This is a genomic window from Maribacter sp. 1_2014MBL_MicDiv, from assembly GCF_001865655.1.
Classification (GTDB): domain Bacteria; phylum Bacteroidota; class Bacteroidia; order Flavobacteriales; family Flavobacteriaceae; genus Maribacter; species Maribacter dokdonensis.
Window position 1 is genome coordinate 956,096 of sequence record NZ_CP011318.1, and the last position, 19,826, is coordinate 975,921.

Annotated in this window: 17 protein-coding genes and 1 tRNA gene; 7 read left to right on the top strand and 11 right to left on the bottom strand. The window is 38.2% G+C overall.

Annotated elements, in window-relative coordinates; all coding sequences use genetic code 11:
• Positions 1-92 precede the first annotated feature (92 nt).
• The 7 genes from pulA (at position 93) to YQ22_RS03935 (ending at position 8,543) form a co-directional block, all read left to right on the top strand.
• Entirely contained in the window at positions 93-2,075 is a 1,983-nt protein-coding gene (gene pulA / locus YQ22_RS03905) for a type I pullulanase (RefSeq protein ID WP_071340136.1), read from the top strand.
• 27 nt (positions 2,076-2,102) lie between these two features.
• Positions 2,103-2,327, top strand: a complete 225-nt coding sequence (locus YQ22_RS03910) for a VF530 family DNA-binding protein (RefSeq protein WP_068482283.1) — start codon at positions 2,103-2,105, stop codon at positions 2,325-2,327.
• The gene (locus tag YQ22_RS03915; RefSeq protein ID WP_071340137.1) at positions 2,327-2,779 is read left to right on the top strand and encodes a tRNA (cytidine(34)-2'-O)-methyltransferase; all 453 of its coding nucleotides are present in this window, start codon (positions 2,327-2,329) and stop codon (positions 2,777-2,779) included. Before YQ22_RS03910 ends, YQ22_RS03915 begins: the two co-directional genes overlap by 1 nt.
• Before the next feature lie 243 nt (positions 2,780-3,022).
• On the top strand, positions 3,023-6,139 hold the full coding sequence (locus tag YQ22_RS03920; RefSeq protein WP_071342491.1) for a WD40/YVTN/BNR-like repeat-containing protein: 3,117 nt from the start codon (positions 3,023-3,025) through the stop codon (positions 6,137-6,139).
• A gap of 82 nt (positions 6,140-6,221) precedes the next feature.
• Positions 6,222-6,872, top strand: a complete 651-nt coding sequence (gene rpe, locus YQ22_RS03925; RefSeq protein ID WP_071340138.1) for a ribulose-phosphate 3-epimerase — start codon at positions 6,222-6,224, stop codon at positions 6,870-6,872.
• A complete protein-coding gene (locus tag YQ22_RS03930) occupies positions 6,869-7,846 on the top strand; it encodes a YpdA family putative bacillithiol disulfide reductase (RefSeq protein WP_071340139.1) in 978 nt (325 codons plus the stop codon). Before rpe ends, YQ22_RS03930 begins: the two co-directional genes overlap by 4 nt.
• A gap of 91 nt (positions 7,847-7,937) precedes the next feature.
• The gene (locus YQ22_RS03935; RefSeq protein WP_071340140.1) at positions 7,938-8,543 is read left to right on the top strand and encodes a hypothetical protein; all 606 of its coding nucleotides are present in this window, start codon (positions 7,938-7,940) and stop codon (positions 8,541-8,543) included.
• Between the two features lie 134 nt (positions 8,544-8,677).
• On the opposite strand, the gene YQ22_RS03940 is transcribed toward YQ22_RS03935, so the two are convergent.
• The 11 genes from YQ22_RS03940 to mraY form a co-directional block, all read right to left on the bottom strand.
• On the bottom strand, positions 8,678-8,920 hold the full coding sequence (locus tag YQ22_RS03940; protein WP_071340141.1) for a GIY-YIG nuclease family protein: 243 nt from the start codon (positions 8,918-8,920) through the stop codon (positions 8,678-8,680).
• A gap of 47 nt (positions 8,921-8,967) precedes the next feature.
• Positions 8,968-9,041: transfer RNA gene (locus tag YQ22_RS03945), tRNA-Arg, on the bottom strand.
• A 47-nt stretch (positions 9,042-9,088) separates the two neighbouring features.
• A complete protein-coding gene (locus tag YQ22_RS03950) occupies positions 9,089-9,532 on the bottom strand; it encodes a GatB/YqeY domain-containing protein (RefSeq protein WP_058106033.1) in 444 nt (147 codons plus the stop codon).
• Positions 9,533-9,621: 89 nt separating this feature from the next.
• Complete coding sequence (ftsZ, locus tag YQ22_RS03955) at positions 9,622-11,535, bottom strand: cell division protein FtsZ (protein ID WP_071340142.1); 1,914 nt, start codon at positions 11,533-11,535, stop codon at positions 9,622-9,624.
• Positions 11,536-11,576: 41 nt separating this feature from the next.
• Positions 11,577-12,911: a cell division protein FtsA gene (gene ftsA / locus YQ22_RS03960; RefSeq protein WP_058106031.1), complete on the bottom strand. Its 1,335-nt coding sequence runs from the start codon at positions 12,909-12,911 to the stop codon at positions 11,577-11,579.
• A 5-nt stretch (positions 12,912-12,916) separates the two neighbouring features.
• A complete protein-coding gene (locus YQ22_RS03965) occupies positions 12,917-13,531 on the bottom strand; it encodes a cell division protein FtsQ/DivIB (RefSeq protein ID WP_335626671.1) in 615 nt (204 codons plus the stop codon).
• Positions 13,532-13,625: 94 nt separating this feature from the next.
• A complete protein-coding gene (murC, locus tag YQ22_RS03970) occupies positions 13,626-14,981 on the bottom strand; it encodes a UDP-N-acetylmuramate--L-alanine ligase (RefSeq protein ID WP_071340144.1) in 1,356 nt (451 codons plus the stop codon).
• 1 nt (position 14,982) lies between these two features.
• Positions 14,983-16,071, bottom strand: coding sequence for an undecaprenyldiphospho-muramoylpentapeptide beta-N-acetylglucosaminyltransferase (gene murG, locus YQ22_RS03975; protein WP_071340145.1), 1,089 nt, complete (start codon positions 16,069-16,071; stop codon positions 14,983-14,985).
• Positions 16,058-17,266 carry an FtsW/RodA/SpoVE family cell cycle protein gene (locus tag YQ22_RS03980; RefSeq protein ID WP_071340146.1) on the bottom strand — a complete coding sequence of 403 codons (1,209 nt, stop codon included), beginning with the start codon at positions 17,264-17,266 and terminating at the stop codon, positions 16,058-16,060. The genes murG and YQ22_RS03980 overlap by 14 nt, the downstream gene beginning before the upstream one ends.
• A 1-nt stretch (position 17,267) precedes the next feature.
• Positions 17,268-18,602 (bottom strand): UDP-N-acetylmuramoyl-L-alanine--D-glutamate ligase, encoded by a 1,335-nt coding sequence (gene murD / locus YQ22_RS03985; protein ID WP_071340147.1) that lies wholly within the window; start codon positions 18,600-18,602, stop codon positions 17,268-17,270.
• On the bottom strand, positions 18,602-19,822 hold the full coding sequence (mraY, locus tag YQ22_RS03990; protein ID WP_071340148.1) for a phospho-N-acetylmuramoyl-pentapeptide-transferase: 1,221 nt from the start codon (positions 19,820-19,822) through the stop codon (positions 18,602-18,604). Before mraY ends, murD begins: the two co-directional genes overlap by 1 nt.
• Between the last annotated feature and the right edge of the window lie 4 nt (positions 19,823-19,826).

Here is a 19,826-nt window from a genome sequence, read left to right on the forward strand (position 1 = left end):
TTATAAAGGTTACCATAATTCGTCTTCTAAAAAGTATCCCTTGTTAAATTCTTAACGATCTTTGCCTATCTTAGGAATTTACCACCATGCTAATGAGGCACATATCACTAATTTTAATAATTCTACTATTGTTTAATTCGTGTAAAATATCTGATAACATCAAAGAATTTAACAGCTACCCTACGCCTGTTGATGAAAATCTCTGGATTACATATGGTAAAAATTCCACTTCATTTAAACTATGGTCTCCAAATGCAGAAGAAGTAATATTAAGATTATTTAAAAAAGGTAATGATGTTGAAGCTTTTGAGATATATCCCCTTAAAAAGTCAACCACTGGCGTATGGCACATAGCAGTTCAAGGAGATTTGAATGGAACATACTACACTTACCAGGTAAAGCACAACAATAAATGGTTAAATGAAACTCCCGGTATATATGCAAAAGCAGTAGGTGTTAACGGCAATAGAGCCATGGTGATAAATATGGAATCCACTAATCCTATTGGGTGGCACAATGATTGTTCTCCTCTGTTAAAACAACCAAATGAAGCCATTATTTATGAGCTACATGTGCGTGAAATGACCATACACCCACAATCTGGTTCATTCTATCCGGGTAAATATTTAGGGTTAACCGAAAAAGGTACCACTGGAAATAATAATGTATCCACAGGTATTGACCATTTAAAGGAACTGGGTATTACACATGTGCATCTTTTACCCACTTTTGATCACTACGCTATTGACGAGACCAATTTAAATACACCGCAATTTAATTGGGGGTACGACCCTAACAATTATAACGTTCCAGAAGGCTCATTTTCAACAGATCCATTTAATGCGGAAGTACGTATCAGGGAATTTAAACAAATGATCAAAGCTTTTCATGACAATGGCATAGGTGTAATTATGGACGTTGTTTACAACCATACGGGCAGAACCGACACTTCTAATTTTAATCTTGAAGTTCCCGGTTATTATTACAGACATTGGCAAGACGGATCTTATTCAGATGCCGCTGCCTGCGGTAATGAAACTGCTTCTGAACGTAGTATGATGCGCAAATTCATGATAGAATCTATCACCTATTGGACAAAAGAATATCATATTGATGGTTTTAGGTTCGATTTAATGGGCATTCATGACATTGAGACCATGAATAATGTTGCTGATGCCGTTCTAAAATTAAACCCTGATGCATTACTTTACGGTGAAGGGTGGACCGCAGGAGATTCTCCTTTACCGGAAGAAAAGCGTGCTCTTAAAAAACAAATGCAACAATTACCAAAAATTGCAGCTTTTAATGACGATTTGCGTGATGGACTAAAAGGGTCTGTTTTTGATGACCAGAGTTTAGGTTTCGTAAGTGGTGACAAGAATAAACAAGAGTCCATAAAATTTGGAATTGTAGGAGCTATTCAGCATCCTGATGTCAACTACGATAGTGTTAATTATTCAAATACCCCTTGGACCAATGAACCTTGGCAATCTATAAATTATGTCTCTTGCCATGACAACCACACACTTTTTGATAAACTGAAAATTTCAAGACCAGATGCTGACGTAGAAACGTTAATAGCAATGGATAAATTAGCGAATGCCATTGTACTGACCTCACAAGGCACTCCGTTTCTACATGCCGGTGTAGAAATGCTACGTACTAAAAATGGGGAACATAATTCCTATAACCTGCCAGATAGCATTAATCAAATAAACTGGAATTGGAAAATTGAGTATAAGAAAGTGTTCAAATACTACAAAAATTTAATTCGCTTACGAAAAAAGCATCCTGCATTTAATATTGCCAATGCAAAAGAAGTTCGCGAAAAAGTAAAATTCCAACAGACCAATGATAGCCTTGTTTCTTTTATTATAGATCACAATGCAAACAATGACAATTGGCAGAAAATACTGGTCATTTATAACGCATCAAACAAAAAAATAGATTATAAAATTGAAGGCGTTTGGCATAAAGCCGTTTCAGGTAGTACCTTTGACTTTGAAGGTTTACAATTAGTAAAAGATACCATTAAGGTTCCTGCACTTTCCATGTACGTTGCCTTTCAAAAATGAGTATTATTTATAATATAATCCAATCATATGAGTTCAGATTCTCAGCCCAATAACCCGCTTCACGGTGTTAAGCTCGTGACCATTTTAGAAGAACTTACGGAGAAATACTCTTGGGAAGATTTAGCGGGACAAGTAAATATCAATTGTTTTAAAAGTAACCCTTCTATAAAATCAAGTTTAAAGTTTTTACGTAGAACTCCATGGGCCAGAGAAAAAGTAGAACATTTATACTTACAATCCTTTAAAAAATAATGGGCTTTCATATTGTACTTATAGAACCTGAAATTCCTAACAACACTGGTAACATTGGCAGATTGGCACTTGGCACCGGTTCTACCTTACATTTGGTTAAACCTTTTGGTTTTGAGCTAAGCGATAAAAGATTAAAAAGAGCGGGGCTAGATTATTGGCAACATCTTAATGTGATCATGTATGAAAACGTAGATGCGTTTTTCAAAGAACATGATGACAAAAAAATGATTTTCTTCTCTGCTACCGCAACCAAAAATCATTGGGAAATTGATTTTGAAGATGACATGTTCTTAGTTTTTGGAAAAGAATCTGTTGGGCTACCTAAGACCTTATTAAACAAACATCAAGAAAACGCGGTTAAGATACCATTATACAGTACACATATTAGAAGCCTTAATTTGGCAAATGCTGTTGCTATTTCCATTTATGAAGGTTTAAGACAAATCAACTAAAGCCGTTTGACTTTATTTTTCAGAGCTGATTTTATAAAATTTGCATCATGTTCCCTGCATATACATTTGATAAAATAAGCACTTCATTTTTAGAATATTCTAAAGCAAAACGGCGTAATAATCGCTTATCGCATTAATAGGATTCACAAGTCGTTAAAATTTTCCTTTACCCAATTATTCGTAGATTAAATGCTTATTTTCAAGCAACCAATTATTCAAATTATCCACCAAACAACGACTCTTATGAACTCGAAAATTTCGGCAATTGTTGTCCTTCTATTTTTTTCCTTTACCTCTACTGTATTTGCGCAGAAAAAGAAAGCAAAAAATAATACTCAAGATGTTGTAATCGACAAAGCTTTCTATGAAAATTTGGAATGGCGAAATATTGGCCCCGTACGTGGAGGTCGATCGCTTGGTTCCACGGGCAGCCCTAGCAGACCTAATGAGTATTATTTTGGAGCAACGGGCGGCGGATTATGGAAAACCACTGATGGTGGTAACGAATGGGAACCTGTTACAGACGGGCAAATAACCAGCTCTTCCGTTGGTGCGGTTGCGGTTGCCGAAACCAACCCAGATATTGTTTATATAGGCATGGGAGAAGTTCAATTGCGCGGAAGTATTACTCAAGGTGATGGTGTTTACAAATCTACTGATGCCGGTAAAACTTGGGAACACTTAGGTCTTGAAGAAACCCAAGCTGTTTCAAGAATCAGAATACACCCTACAAATGAGAATATTGTTTATGTAGCGGCATTGGGCCACCCATATGGCAACAATGAAGAAAGGGGTGTTTTTAAAAGTATGGATGGTGGAAAAACATGGAAGAAAACTTTATATGTTAGCGATAAGGCGGGTGCAGTAGATTTAATTATAGACCGTAACAACCCAAATGTTTTATACGCCAGCACTTGGCAAGTTCAACGTAAAGCATGGAAAATGTGGGGCGGTGGACCGGATTGTAAACTATGGAAATCTACCGATGGCGGAGAAACCTGGAGTGATCTGTCTAATAACCCAGGTATGCCCGCAGGACCGTTAGGTAAAATTGGTGTAACGGTATCCCCTGCAGATTCTAACCGTGTATGGGCCATTGTAGAAGCTAATGAAGGTGGTGTTTTTAGATCGGACGATGCCGGTAAAACATGGACCAAAACCAATGACGAAAGAAAACTAAGACAACGCGCATTTTACTATTCTAGAATTTACGCCGACCCTGTTGATAAAGAAACCGTATACGGACTAAATGTTGATTTTTGGAAGTCTACGGATGGTGGGGTAACTTTTGACACTGAAATTAAAGTTCCACATGGTGATAATCATGATCTTTGGATAGACCCTAACGATCCTAATAGAATGATCTCATCAAACGATGGCGGTGGCGTGGTAAGTATTAACGGTGGTAAATCATGGACAGAGGAAGATTACACCACAACACAGTTATATCATGTAATGACCACAAACGATGTACCTTACCATGTGGCTGGTGCTCAACAAGATAATAGTACCATTGCCATACCAAGTGATGGATGGGGCCATATGCAGGCAAGAGGTCAAGGGGATGGTTGGGCATATGCCGTAGGAGGTGGTGAAAGCGGGTGGATCACCCAACACCCTACCAACTTGGATATATTTTATGCAGGTAGCCAAGGTGCACTCTTAACCAGGTATGATCGTAGTAACGGCCAATCTAGGGATATACAGGTGTATCCACGGTTTTTCTCTGGAGAACCGGCAAGTGCTTTGCCAGAACGTTGGCAATGGACCTTCCCTATTATGTTTGCGCCACAAAATGAAAACGTAATGTATACCTGCTCCCAGCATGTCTGGAAAACTACCGATGATGGTCAATCTTGGGAAAAAATAAGTCCTGATCTTACCTATGCAGACCCATCTACTTTGGGAAAGACCGGAGGTATCATTACCATGGATATGAACGGTCCTGAAATTTACGCAACCGTTTTTGCGCTTGCCCCATCTAATCATGACATTAATACCATATGGGCAGGATCAGATGATGGAAAAATACATATTACAAGAGACGGTGGCAAAAATTGGTCAGATATTACACCAAAAGAATTACCTAAATTTTCAAGGGTAAGTATTATTGACGAATCTCTTCACAATCCTGGTACGCTTTACGTAGCCGCCAATAGATACCAAGTAGACGACAGGCAACCCTATGTATTTAAAACCCATGATTATGGTAAAACTTGGACTAAAATTATTAATGGTATTGCAGACGGGCATTTTGCAAGAGCTGTTCGTGAAGATCCAGTAAGGGAGGGACTTTTATTTTTAGCAACGGAACATGGCGTATATTTCTCTATGAACGATGGCGAACTTTGGCAAAGCCTTCAACTTAAATTACCAGATACACCGGTAAGAGATTTGGTAGTTAAAGACAATGATGTTGTTCTTGGTACTCACGGAAGAGGCTTTTGGATTTTAGATGATATTCAACCGCTAAGACAGTATTCCCCAGAAATGGTTAAACAAGAAGCTATTCTTTTTAAACCTACCAACGCTATTAGAGGTGTCACCGATGCTTCTATTCAGTATTATCTTAAAGAAGAAAAAGATACCATCACCTTTGAAATTTTTGACGCAAATGACAAATTGATCAACACCTTTACCGGTAGCAAACCAAAATACGAAGTAGACCCTAATTTACCCTATTGGCTAAAAGGAGGCTCTACAAAGCCAACCACCGCAAAAGGGATAAACACGTTCACCTGGGATATGAGATACACAGGAGCTACAACATTCGACGGAATGATCATTTGGAGCGCAAGACCTGCCAGAGGTCCAAAAGCACCCATAGGTACTTACAAGGTTAAAATGAAGTCCGGAAATTATGAGCAAACCTATTCGTTCAATATAGAAATGGACCCAAATCTAAAAGGCATTACAAAAGAAGATTTGGATGAGCAATTTGAGCTTTCCAATAAAATTATGGAAAAAACCTCTTCTGCAAATGAAACGGTAATCAAAATACGTGATATCAAAAAGCAACTTCACAATGCTAAAGAAGATATTGAAGCTACTGATTATGAAACGATCGTAACGCCATTTTTAGGTGAGATCACTGAAGTTGAAGAAGCTCTTTACCAAGTTAAAAATCAATCAGGTCAAGATCCTTTGAACTTCCCAATTAAACTCAACAACAGATTGGCATCTTTACGCCGAAGTGTAGAATCTGGAGAAGCAAAACCAACAAACGGTGCCTACAAAGTGTATGAAGAATTATCGGCAGAACTCACTATAGAATTGAACAAATTGAACGGGATTTTTGACAAATACAAGTCAAAGATAAATCCTATTCTCATAAAAAGTGGCGGTACGGCAATTGATTGATCGTAGTTAAAGCAAATCTAAAACAACTGTAGAACGAATTACAAATCCGTATTTTTGTACTGAACAATAAAGGTTTTATAAAATGAAAAAGGCAAGCATAGCGCCATCTCTTTTAGCTGCAGATTTTGGTAATTTACAACGCGATGTAGAAATGGTGAATGCCAGTGAGGCAACGTATCACCATATAGATGTCATGGACGGCGTTTTTGTTCCAAACATATCTTATGGTATGCCAGTAGTTAAAGCTATTCAAAAACATGCTACAATTCCTTTAGATGTGCATTTAATGATTGTTGACCCAGATAGGTATTTGGAAGAATTCGCCAAACTTGGAGCACATATTCTAACCGTCCATTATGAAGCCTGCACTCATTTACATAGAACCATACAAGCCATTAAAGCTTTGGGCATGAAGGCAGGTGTAGCGTTAAATCCACATACCAACGTATCTCTTTTAGAAGATATTATTCAAGATATTGATGTGGTTTTGATCATGAGCGTTAACCCCGGCTTTGGTGGACAATCGTTCATTGAAAATACTTATGATAAAATAAAAGCTGCAAAGGCGATGATCACCAGAAAAAATTCGTCTGCTTTGATTGAAATTGATGGTGGTGTTACTACGGCCAACTCTCAAAAATTAGTTGATGCCGGCGCAGATATTTTGGTTGCCGGTAGTTTTGTTTTTAAAAGCGAAGACCCAACAACTACTATTAAAGATTTAAAGGGATGAAAACTGAATTTGATATTGTCATCGTTGGCGGAGGACCAATTGGTATAGCATGCGGATTAGAGGCTAAAAAAAACGGACTTTCTTATCTGATCATTGAAAAAGGACCTATTGTAAATTCCCTTTTCCACTACCCTAGCAATATGCAATTTTTCTCTTCATCGGAAAAATTGGAGATAGATGAAATACCATTTATCAGTAAAGAAGCCAAACCTAAAAGAGACGAGGCATTAGAATATTACAGGCGAATAGTTACTTCAAATAAGTTGCATATAAACTTGTTCGAAAAGGTTGAGAACGTTCAAAAAAAAGGAGAAACATTCACTATCACATCCAACAAAAATACATACACTTCAAAACAAATTGTGATAGCAACCGGTTTCTATGACTTACCCAACTTACTGAACGTACCGGGAGAAGACTTAAAAAAGGTTGTTCACTATTACGATAATCCACATTACTATGCCGGGCAAAAAGTTGCAGTTATAGGGGCAAGCAATTCTGCAATTGATGCTGCCTTGGAATGTTACAGAAAAGGTGCAGAAGTTACACTGATCATTAGAGGCCCAGAAGTTGGTCAACGTGTAAAATATTGGGTAAGACCAGATATCATTAACCGTATAGAGGAAGGAAGTATTAAAGCCTATTTCAACACAACGGTTAAAGCCATTACCAATGACAGTATCCTTTTAAACACTGATACGGGCGAGGAAGAAATTGAAAATGATTTTGTTTTAGCACTTACCGGATATAGACCCAATTTTAGTTTCTTAGAAAAATTAGGCGTAAACATTAGTGAAGATGATAAAAAACTCCCTGAATACAATCCAGAAACCATGGAAACCAACATGTCTGGGTTATACTTGGCCGGGGTAATATGTGGTGGTATGGAAACTCATAAATGGTTTATTGAAAACTCAAGAATACATGCTAAAATGATTGTAAAAAATATTGTTCTAAGCTCTGTGACTACGTAATCCACTGACTTTTAACAGATAATAATCATTCTAAACAATAGGTAACATATATGGACGTTATGTAGAGCACTTAACTACTAAACCTTCCATTATGATATTTTTTGGCACTGGATCAGCTAGTCTTGATTCGGTAAAAACAAGAAACATTACTTGTCAACATTGCAATAATCAAGATACTATTTACATTAATATTTACAGAAGGCACGCACATGTTTTTTGGATCCCTGTTTTTCCATTGGGTAAAAGTGGTAGTTCTTACTGCACACATTGCAAAGAGACTTTAAGTCCTAAGCAGATGCCCGAAGCTCTTAAAATGCAGTATAAAAATATTAAAGGAGAGGCTAAAGGTCCAATTTGGCAGTTCTCGGGTCTATTAGTTTTTGCTCTGTTAATAGTATTTGCTATTTACTCTAGCGGCAAGAATAAAGAGGATACACAATTATACCTAACACAGCCCGCTGTTGGTGATATTTATGAGTATAAAGCAAATAACGGTAGTTATTCTACCATGCGACTTGAAAAAGTAACAACAGATAGTTTATTTCTTTCCTTGAACGATTTTGAAATATCAAAAAAGTCCAGAATCTATAAAATTGATAAGGAGGAAAATTATTCTGAAATCACTTATGGATATTCTAAAAGTGAAATGATTCAAATGCACAAAGAAGGCATTGTTTTCGATATTAATAGAGATTAAATCTATTAAGTATATATCATTTAAAAGCCACATCTTTTCATATGTGGCTTTTTACTTGTGACCCCGGAGGGATTCAAACCCCCAACCCTCAGAGCCGAAACCTGCCTGCCGGCAGGCAGGTCTGATGCGCTAAATTAATTCTTAAGAATACTTTTCAAGAACTCACGACCGATACCCGATTTGAAATATTTTTCTCTAGCTCTTGCTTCAACACTAGTTTTAAACTCCTCTTTATAAACTAAAACCCAAGGTAAAAACCCCTTGGTCGATTTGTTCTTTCCCGAATTATGTTCCACTATTCTTTTTTGAAGATTATTAGTCATTCCTTTATATAAACGACCATCTACTTCACTTTTTAAAACATAAACGTAGTACATAATATAAATCAAAAAGGTCCTGCAAAAAGCAAGACCTTACATTTAAGTGACCCCGGAGGGATTCAAACCCCCAACCCTCAGAGCCGAAATCTGATGCGCTATTCAGTTGCGCCACGAGGCCAATATATATTTAGCAATTAGCAAAACTAAAATTCTGCTAATTCTATATTATGCCAATTTCTTCTTTACAATCGTAGAAATTAATTTACCATCTGCTTGGCCGGCAAGTTCTTTAGACACTATGCCCATTACTTTACCCATATCCTTCATTCCAGAAGCACCAATAGCATCAATTGTCTGTACAACTACTTTCTCAACTTCTTCTTCAGAAAGTTGTTCTGGTAAAAATTGCTCAATTACAGCAATCTGTGCCAACTCAGGATCAGCAAGGTCTTGTCTACCCTGCTCTATAAAAATTGCAGCACTGTCTTTTCTCTGCTTTACCAGTTTCTGAACAATCTGTATTTCATCTTCTTCAGTTACTTCTGACCCGCCACTAGTACTCGCTACCAATAACGCAGATTTAATAGCTCTAAGCGATTCTAGCGCTACTGAATCCTTTGCTTTCATAGCTAATTTCAACTGCTCCATTACTCTTTGCTGTAGACCCATTTCTTCTATATTTTGGTCTGCGAAGATAAAAAATAAAACCCGAAAACTGACCTAGTTTTCGGGTTTTATACATTACTACAAATGCAGTATTAGTCTACATTATCATGTAAAAAAGAGTTATTAGATCTTAGTTGAATATCATCGTTACTATCTCCACTTAACGAGGTTCTAGAGATTTTTTTTTCGCGCGGACTATCCTCTAAATTAACACCTTGTCTTTGATAAGCAGGTTTCTTCTCATCATAACTTGTTGGTGCGTTGTTCTTGAACTTATAATTGAAATCCTTCAACTTACGTCTACGTTCATCAGCTCTTTCCCTCAATAATTCTTCAATAGGGGTATCTAAAGGATCCAACTCCTCTTCCGGTTGCACCTCTCTTCTTGGAGCTACGGTCTTCTTTTCAAAAATAAGCTCATCTTCCACAACTTTTGGCTCAAATTCCTCAGCTTTGGATTTTGCCCCGGTAAGCTTACTTTCCAATTTCATATAGTCATCTAAACTATATCTTTTTTCCCCGTTTTTATTATACTCCAATACAGGAACAATTTCAATGCTATCATTAACATCAATATCCTTAACTTCATCATGGAGGTCAAACATGATTACGTTTTCCTTCTCTTCTTCCTCTCTCTTAGAATATTGAAAGTTGGTAGCAAATCTATCATCTTCATCCTCAACTTTTAATTCCTGTGGGTCTACAACTTCTATATCTCTCAATGAAGTTGGAGCGTCTACTATAACAAAGTCTTCTTCAGAGACATTCTCTGCTAATACTTCCTCATAAAAAACATTAAAATTCCTGATGTAGTTCGTTGTAGGAATCAAATCAAAATCATCTTCCTCAACGAACTCATACTTTTTTACGGGTTTGACTTCTTTTACCTCCTCTTCCTCATCGTCCATCTCTAAAGTATGAACTGTTTTTTGGTTAGATAACAACATTGCCTCTGCACGTTGGCCGTCTTCTAACGTATGAATAATTTTCTTTGATTCGGTATTTACAATGTCATCTTGTTGTTCAATGTTAAACCCCGTTGCAATTACGGTTACGGCTATAGCTTCTCCTAAGCTTTCATCTTCACCTACACCCATAATAATGTTTGCACCGTAGCCAGCTTCTATTTGAATATGATCGTTGATTTCACCAATCTCATCAATAGTAATTTCCTGTGCCCCGGAAACGATCAATAATAATACATTCTTAGCTCCTTGGATTTTATTATCGTTCAATAACGGTGAATCCAATGCTTTCATAATAGCCTCATTGGCTCTTGCAGAACCAGATGAAATTGCCGATCCCATGATAGCGGTACCACTATTGGACAACACCGTTTTAGCATCACGTAAATCTATGTTTTGAGTGTAGTGATGTGTAATAACCTCTGCTATACCTCTAGCTGCAGTTGCCAATACTTCATCCGCTTTTGAGAACCCGGCCTTAAAACCTAGGTTACCATACACTTCCCTTAATTTGTTATTGTTAATTACGATTAGCGAATCTACATTTTTACGTAATTTTTCAATACCCAATTGTGCCTGTTCAACTCGCATTTTACCTTCGAATTGAAACGGCATTGTAACGATACCTACAGTAAGAACATCCATTTCCTTTGCAAACTTGGCAATTACGGGAGCAGCACCAGTTCCTGTTCCCCCGCCCATACCAGCAGTAATGAAAATCATTTTGGTAGTCGTATCCAACATACCTTTTATGTCTTCCATACTTTCCATGGCCGCTTGCTCACCCACTTCAGGATTGGCACCAGCACCCAAACCTTCTGTCAATGATACACCTAACTGTATTTTGTTAGGCACCGGACTATTATCCAAGGCCTGTGAATCAGTATTACAGATTACAAAATCAACTCCGTTGATACCCGCCTGGAACATGTGGTTTATGGCATTACTACCACCACCACCTACACCAATGACTTTTATTACGTTGCTTTGATTCTTTGGCAGATCAAAGGAGATATTATCAAATTCGCTGTTCTTACTCATATTCTAATTATTACTGGTTATGTATTCTTATGCTATGCTTATTACTCTGCGTTATCTAAAAATTCTTTTAACTTTTCAGTCCATTTATCAAAAACAGATTTTCTTTCCTTATGTATATCAGGGCGTTTTACGGTTTCCGTTTTATGCTCTGCATACACCAATTCTTCTTCTTCCTGCTCTTGTATAATTTCTTCCTGTGTTAATTTCAACTTCTCTTGGTTCTTAATGGCATTCATTAAAAGACCAACAGCGGTTGCGTACAACGGACTAGCAACTTCTTCATCAGAATCGCCAGCCAAATGCTCGTTAGGGTACCCAATACGAGTATCCATTCCTGTAATATATTCTACCAATTGCTTTAAATGCTTTAATTGGCTTCCACCACCTGTAAGTACAATACCGGCAATCAGTTTTTTCTTTTGCTCTTCGTGACCGTAGTTTTTGATCTCTACATACACTTGTTCAATAATTTCAACAACTCGTGCATGTATGATCTTAGAAAGGTTCTTTAAAGAAATCTCTTTTGGCTCTCTACCACGTAATCCTGGTATAGATACAATTTCATTATCCCTATTTTCACCCGGCCATGCAGAACCAAATCTTGTTTTTAATAATTCTGCCTGTTTTTCAATAATGGAACAGCCTTCTTTGATATCTTCGGTAATAACTCCACCACCAAAAGGTATTACTGCGGTATGCCTAATAATACCATCTTTAAAAATAGCCAGATCAGTTGTACCACCTCCTATATCGATCAATGCTACACCTGCCTCTTTTTCTTCTTGACTTAGAACGGCATCAGATGAAGCTAAAGGCTCTAACGTAATGTTACCTAGATCTAAACCTGCACTCTTAATGCAACGCCCAACGTTCTTTATAGAAACCACTTGACCAACTACTACATGGAAATTAGCTTCTAACCTACCACCGTACATACCAATAGGCTCACGGATTTCCGCTTGTCCATCAACTTTGTATTCCTGTGGCAATACATGAATAATCTCCTCACCAGGAAGCATGATCAACTTGTGCACTTGACCACATAACATATCCACATCATCTTCACCTATGACTTCCTCAGAATCTTTTCTGGTAATATAATCGCTATGTTGCAGACTTCTTATATGTTGACCGGCAATACCAACGACTACAGAACCGATCTTAAGCCCTGAGTTTGCCTCTGCTTCCTCTACCGCTTGCTGTATAGATTTTATGGTCTGTGTTATATTATTAACCACACCTCTGTGCACACCTAAACTTTTGGACTTACCTATACCCAAAATCTCAATTTTACCATATTCGTTTTGCTTACCGATTATGGCAACGATTTTCGTTGTTCCTATGTCTAACCCGACTGAATATTTAGTTTGTTCCATTTTAATTATATTTTAGTGCACACCACCTGGTTATTGAATTCTAAACTTACTACCGCATAATCCTCCAAGGTTTCATCCTTGTTCGCTTTGGCATAAAATGCCTTAAAATTGCTGAACTTGGCCTCTAAATCTTCAATACCGCCTATGTTTACAACAAAATTATTAAGCCTTAACCGTAATTGATATTCACTATCACCTTGAACGTGAATACCTATTACCGATTTTCGAAAAAAATCGTCCTTATTTATATGTTCCAATATGACATAGACATCCTCAAGGCTTTTACCACTGATATTGCCTGTTATAATGGGAACTCTAGCTGAATGATTATTGGAAAGCGGCATTCTCTTTCCTTCATCATCTAAATAGAACTTTTTATCCCCTTCTATGCGTCCGATTGGTTTCCGTTGAACTATTTTCGACGTAAGCTCGCCATCTATTGTAAGATAGACCTGGGCACTTTTCACCATTTCATTGGCCTCAAGGGCCTTTTCTACAGTATTCAAAACTATATTTTCTTTAGGCACATTTTTGAGGCCTCCGCAATTTTGTATTAACAATTTATTAACCGTCCCTTCAGTAAGGTACAAATTTTGGTCACCAATGAATTCTACCTTCATACCGACCACCTGTTTTGCACTATTTCTTTCGTTAGAAAAAGCGTACAGCCCAGTGATTACAAGTATCAACGCCGCTAATTTTATAAAGCCCAAATTAACCCGCATAAGACATTTCTTTTTTTATTTTCACTACTTCCAAGCCTATATCTCCGGCTCCCATTGTTATCAATACTTCTGGATTTTGATTTTTTACCTCAGAAAGCATTTGTTCCTTTGAAATTAATTTTCTATTACCATTTGTCATTTTACCTAACAACCATTCTGAATCTACCCCTGTAATAGGCTCTTCCCTAGCCGGGTATATATCTAACAACAGCACATTTTCAAAACGTGACAAGCTTTGTGCAAACTCGTTCGCAAAATCACGTGTTCTTGAAAACAGGTGCGGTTGAAAAATTGCCAACACTTTTTTATTGGGATGCATTTCCGAGACGGCTTCAAAAACCGCATTGATCTCAGTAGGATGATGCGCATAATCGTCGATATAAATGAATTCATCATTTTTTATCTGATATGAGAATCTTCTTTGTACTCCCTTAAAGGTAGACAGTGCCTGTGCAAGGCGATGCGGCGGGGGACCTGCTTGCATCGCCATCGCAAAAGCCACTAAACCATTGAGCAGATTATGCCTTCCTGGCTTGTTAAATTCAACCCCTTCTAGTTTGAGGTCGGGGGTCTCCAAATCGAATATGTAGGTGCCATGTTCTATTTTTATGTTCCGGATGCAATAATCCGAATCGTCTTCTATACCATAGGTCAACCCTTTTAAAGGCAACCCGTTACGCACAAATAAGGTGCCGCCCGGCTTCAACCGCTCGGTAAAATCCTTAAATGTTCTTTCCAGCTCCTGGGCATCTCCATAAATATCCAAATGATCTGCATCCATAGAGGTCACACAGGCTACATTTGGTGTTAATTGCATAAATGAACGATCAAATTCATCTGCCTCAACAACAGAATATTCCGTTCCTTCCAACAAGAAATTACTATTGAAATCTTCTGATATACCACCTAAGAAAGCGGTCATTTTTACACCTGTTTCTTTTAACAAATGCGCCAAAATACTAGATGTGGTCGTTTTACCATGTGTACCTGCAACTGCCAAACAAAAAGAATCTTTGGTAATTAGACCCAATACTTCTGATCGTTTTTTAATGGTAAAACCATTCTGTAAAAAGAACTGATATTCCGTATGGTTTGATGATACCGCGGGCGTATACACTACCAAGGTATGTTCCGGGTCATTCTTATACACTTCTGCTACTAGGTCAATACTGTCCTTATAGTGAATATCCATACCAGAAGCTGCCAGTTCTTGGGTCAACGGACTCTCGGTCTTATCGTATCCGGCAACCGTTATATCTATGAACGCAAAATAACGCGCCAAAGCAGACATACCAATGCCTCCTATGCCAATAAAATACACTCTATGTATTTGCGCTACATTCATTTTATTGTATTAATTTTTCTATTTCATCACAGATATCAGCCGTAGCATTCGGTAATGCCATTGCTTTGATATTCCTTGATAATTCCTCTTGCTTTTCCGATGTATTAAAGACCGATTCAAACTGCATCTTAAATTGCTCATCAAGCTCTTTTTCCCTGATCATTACTGCCGCATGCTGTTTTACCAATGCCAATGCATTCCTGGTCTGATGATCTTCTGCCACCACCGGTGACGGTATAAAAAATGTAGGCTTTCCTACCAAACACAGTTCTGACACCGCACCTGCACCTGCCCTTGAAATAATGAAATCTGCCGCTACGTATGCTTTATCCATAGAATTCAAAAAGGCATATACTTTTATATTAGCCGACTGATGGGCTTTATAGGTTTCATAGTACCCTTTACCACATTGCCAGATTACCTGTAATCCCAAATCTTCAAAGTATGCTAAATGATCCGCTACTAATTGATTTATGCGCCTAGCTCCTAAACTGCCACCCAACACCAACAGCACTTTCTTATTGGTGGTCAATTCAAAATAATCTAAAGCTTCTTCTTTGGTAGCTTTCAATTCCACCAAATCTGACCTAACAGGGTTACCTGTCAATACTATTTTGTCTTTTGGAAAAAACTTCTCCATACCCTCATAGGCCACACAGATTTTCTTCACTTTATCCTTTAATAGTTTATTGGTAATACCCGCAAAGGAATTCTGCTCTTGCAATACACAAGGAATACCCTTCGCCGTCGCCATTTTTAACAACGGACCACTAGCAAAACCACCTGTACCAATTACGGCATGGGGCTTAAACTTCGATACGATGCTATTTGCTCTCATTAAACTACTTATCAATTTTATTGGAAATAGTAGATTTTTAAGGGTCAGTTTTCGCTGAATTCCCGTAATCCACAATCCCTCTATTTTGTACCCCGCTTGCGGTACTTTTTCCATCTCCATTCTATCCTTTGCCCCTACGAACAAAAATTCAGCATCTGGATACCGCCTTTTCAACTCGTTCGCTATGGCTATCGCCGGATAAATATGTCCGCCGGTACCTCCGCCCGACAAAATAAACTTATAACTGCCCACTTAAAATCTCTAAAGGGTTAGTCTCGTCCATATCCAAATCGTTGCCAGAAGCACTTTCCTGAACTATACTTTTATTACTTGCACTCAATATGATGCCTATTGCTAAACAGGTCATCCAGCTAGAGGTACCACCACTACTGATCAATGGTAAATTTTGCCCCGTTACCGGAAACAACTCTACCGCTACCGCCATATTTATCAATGCCTGAAAAACTATAGGCAACCCAACACCCAACACCAACAATTTGCTGAATATGGTTGCACAGCCATTTGCCACTACCACTATCCTAAACAACAAGAACATGTAAAAAAGCATTAAAATGAATCCGCCCACCAAACCATATTCCTCTACGATTATCGCGTAAATAAAATCCGACGAACTCTGTGGCAAAAAGTTCTTTTGTACACTCTTACCTGCTCCTTTACCTACAATACCACCGGTTGCTATCGCAATCTTTGCACGTTCTATTTGATAAGTGCCTTCAGTATCATCCGGATTGGAGAAACTATCTATACGGCTCATCCATGTGTCTACCCTATTCGGGAATAGATCCGGGAATGCTTTAGCGGTTAATATGAAAATGGATAAAAACAATATTCCCGTACCCACGATCCCCAATAAATATTTCATTGGATATCCTCCTAAAAAACACAATACCATCACCATAGAGAATACAATGGCCGCCGTTGAAAAGTTCGCGGGCAATATTAATGCCACCACTAAGAAAACCGGTAACCACAATGGCAGTATACTTTCCTTAAAGGTTATTTTAATATCCCTCACCTTTGAAAAATAGCGCGCTACATAGATCATCAATACTACCGCCGCTAAATTCGAAGGCTGAAAACCAAAGCCTACCAAAGGCAAACGGATCCAACGACTATCATTGGTGCCACCACTGGAAGTGCCTTGTGCCAAAACAAATATGAGCAACACCAATACAATGGGCAGTGCTATCATAGAAAGCCCCTTGAAGAAATGCGTGGGTATTTTATGTACCCCATAAATAATTCCAAAACCTAAAAACAACAGTATGGCATGTTTTACCAAGTGACCAACCGGCGTACCATTGCCCACTACATATACCAAATTACTACTGGCACTGTATACCGGCAAAAATGAAAACAAGGCCAAGAGTGCCGCAATGGCCCAAATGGCTTTATCTCCTTTTATATTTTGGAATATATTCAACACCTTATAGGTTTTTTACACAGTTTTTAAATTGATCTCCACGATCTTCATAATTTTTAAATAGATCAAAACTTGCACACGCAGGTGATAACAATACGGTATCTCCACGTTCCGCAATTTTATAGGCAACCTTTACCGCTTCTTCCATAGCATAGGTTTCCACTAAAAGGTCAACAGCCTTACCGAATACGTGCTTGATCTTTTCATTATTCTCACCCAAGCATATAATCGCCTTTACCTTTTCACGCACCAATGGCATTAGCTCCATATACTCATTTCCTTTGTCTACCCCACCTACGATCCACACAGTAGGTGTTTTCATACTATCCAATGCGTAATAGGCAGCGTTTACATTAGTTGCCTTTGAGTCGTTTATATACTCCACATGATGTATTTTCAACACCTTTTCCAAACGGTGGGGAGCCCCTTGAAAATTAGAAACACAGGCTCTTATGGTTTCTTTACGAATGCCGACCAATTTTGCAATTGTTGCCGCTGCCATAGTGTTCTTTACATTGTGCTGACCTTCTAAGGCCAAAGTGTTCTTCGTCATGCTAATAGTGTCTGTTGTTGTTTTTATTATTATCTCGTTTTGTTCTATAAATGCGCCTTGCTCAACTACTTTTTTCAATGAAAAGGGCATTAATTTTGATTTAACAGGGTGCTTGTTCAGCCAATCCACCAAAACCGTATCATCTGCGTCATAAATCAAATAATCGTTTTCGTCCTGGTTTTCCGCTATTCTGAATTTTGATGCGATGTAATTTTCAAACTCATATTCATACCGATCTAAATGATCCGGTGTAATATTCGTAATCACGGCAATGTGTGGTTTAAAATCTATAATGCCGTCCAATTGAAAACTGCTGATCTCAAGTACGTAGTACTCAAAATCATTTTCCGCAACCATTTTTGCATAACTATCACCAATGTTACCCGCCATACCTACATGTAATCCGGCATTAGCCAGAATATGGTTGGCTAACATGGTTGTGGTGGTTTTACCGTTGCTTCCCGTTATACCAATGATTTTGGCATCTGTATATTTTGATGCAAATTCTATTTCTGATATTACAGGAATACCTTTGCCCACCAACTGCTTTACCAAGGGTACTTTATCCGGAATACCCGGACTCTTCATGACCAAATCGGCTTTTAGTATGCGGTCTTCAGAATGCTGTTCTTCTTCCCAATCAATCTTAAAATGTTCAAGAACGTTTTTATACTTTTCTTTTATTTTTCCTTTATCGGATACAAATACATCGTACCCTTTTTTCAATCCTAAAATGGCTGTTCCTACTCCACTTTCCCCTCCGCCTAGTACTACTAAAAGTGCCATTATCTAATTTTTAAGGTCACTATAGTTACAATTGCCAATAGAATACCTACAATCCAAAAACGGGTTACAATCTTACTTTCGTGATACCCTTTTTTCTGATAGTGATGATGTAAAGGCGACATTAAAAAAATACGTCTACCCTCGCCAAATTTCTTTTTTGTGTACTTGAAATACCCTACCTGCATCATTACTGAGAGCGACTCTGCAAAGAAGATTCCGCATAACACGGGAATCAATAATTCTTTTCGTACAATAATTGCGATCACGGCAATAACCCCACCTATGGTCAAACTTCCCGTATCTCCCATAAATACTTGTGCCGGAAATGCGTTATACCATAAAAACCCGATCAGCGCCCCTACAAAAGCGGTAATGAATATCAACAACTCACCAACTCTTGGTATGTACATGATATCCAAATAATCAGAGAAAATAATGTTACCCGATACGAGGGCAAAAATGCCCAATGTAAATACTATAATTGCCGATGTACCTGCGGCAAGACCATCTATACCATCGGTTAAATTGGCACCGTTAGATACTGCGGTTACGATCAATATGATGATAGGGATGAACAGCAACCAAGCATATTCTTTTGCCCCTTCTCCAGCCCAAGAAATTAAATTGCTATAGTCAAATTCGTTATTCTTAAAGAACGGCACCGTGGTCATGGTAGATTTAATTTCCTCTCCCTTTACCTGCTCTACGGTATACTCTTGTGTAATAATGGTCTTATCATGATCACGCATGGTCACTTCTGGGTGAAAGTATAATACTGCACCAACTATAAGCCCCAATGTTACCTGACCCAAAACCTTAAACCTGCCTTTTAAACCTTCTTTGTTCTTTTTAAATACTTTGATGTAATCATCCAAAAAGCCAATTGCACCCATCCACAACATGGTAAAGGTCAATAGCATAATATAAATGTTCTCCAACCTTGCGAACAACAACACCGGGATCAGGGTAGACATAATAATGATCACACCGCCCATAGTTGGTGTACCCGCTTTTTGCTTCTGCCCATCAAGACCTAGATCACGAATAGTTTCACCTACTTGTTGTTTCTGCAAGAACAGAATTACACGCTTACCGTACACTGTTGCGATCGTCAACGAAAAAAGAATAGCCATTGCGGCACGAAACGTACTAAACTGAAACAGCGTAGCCCCGGGCAACTGGTATTGTTTTTCTAAATATTCAAACAGGTAGGTTAACATAAAA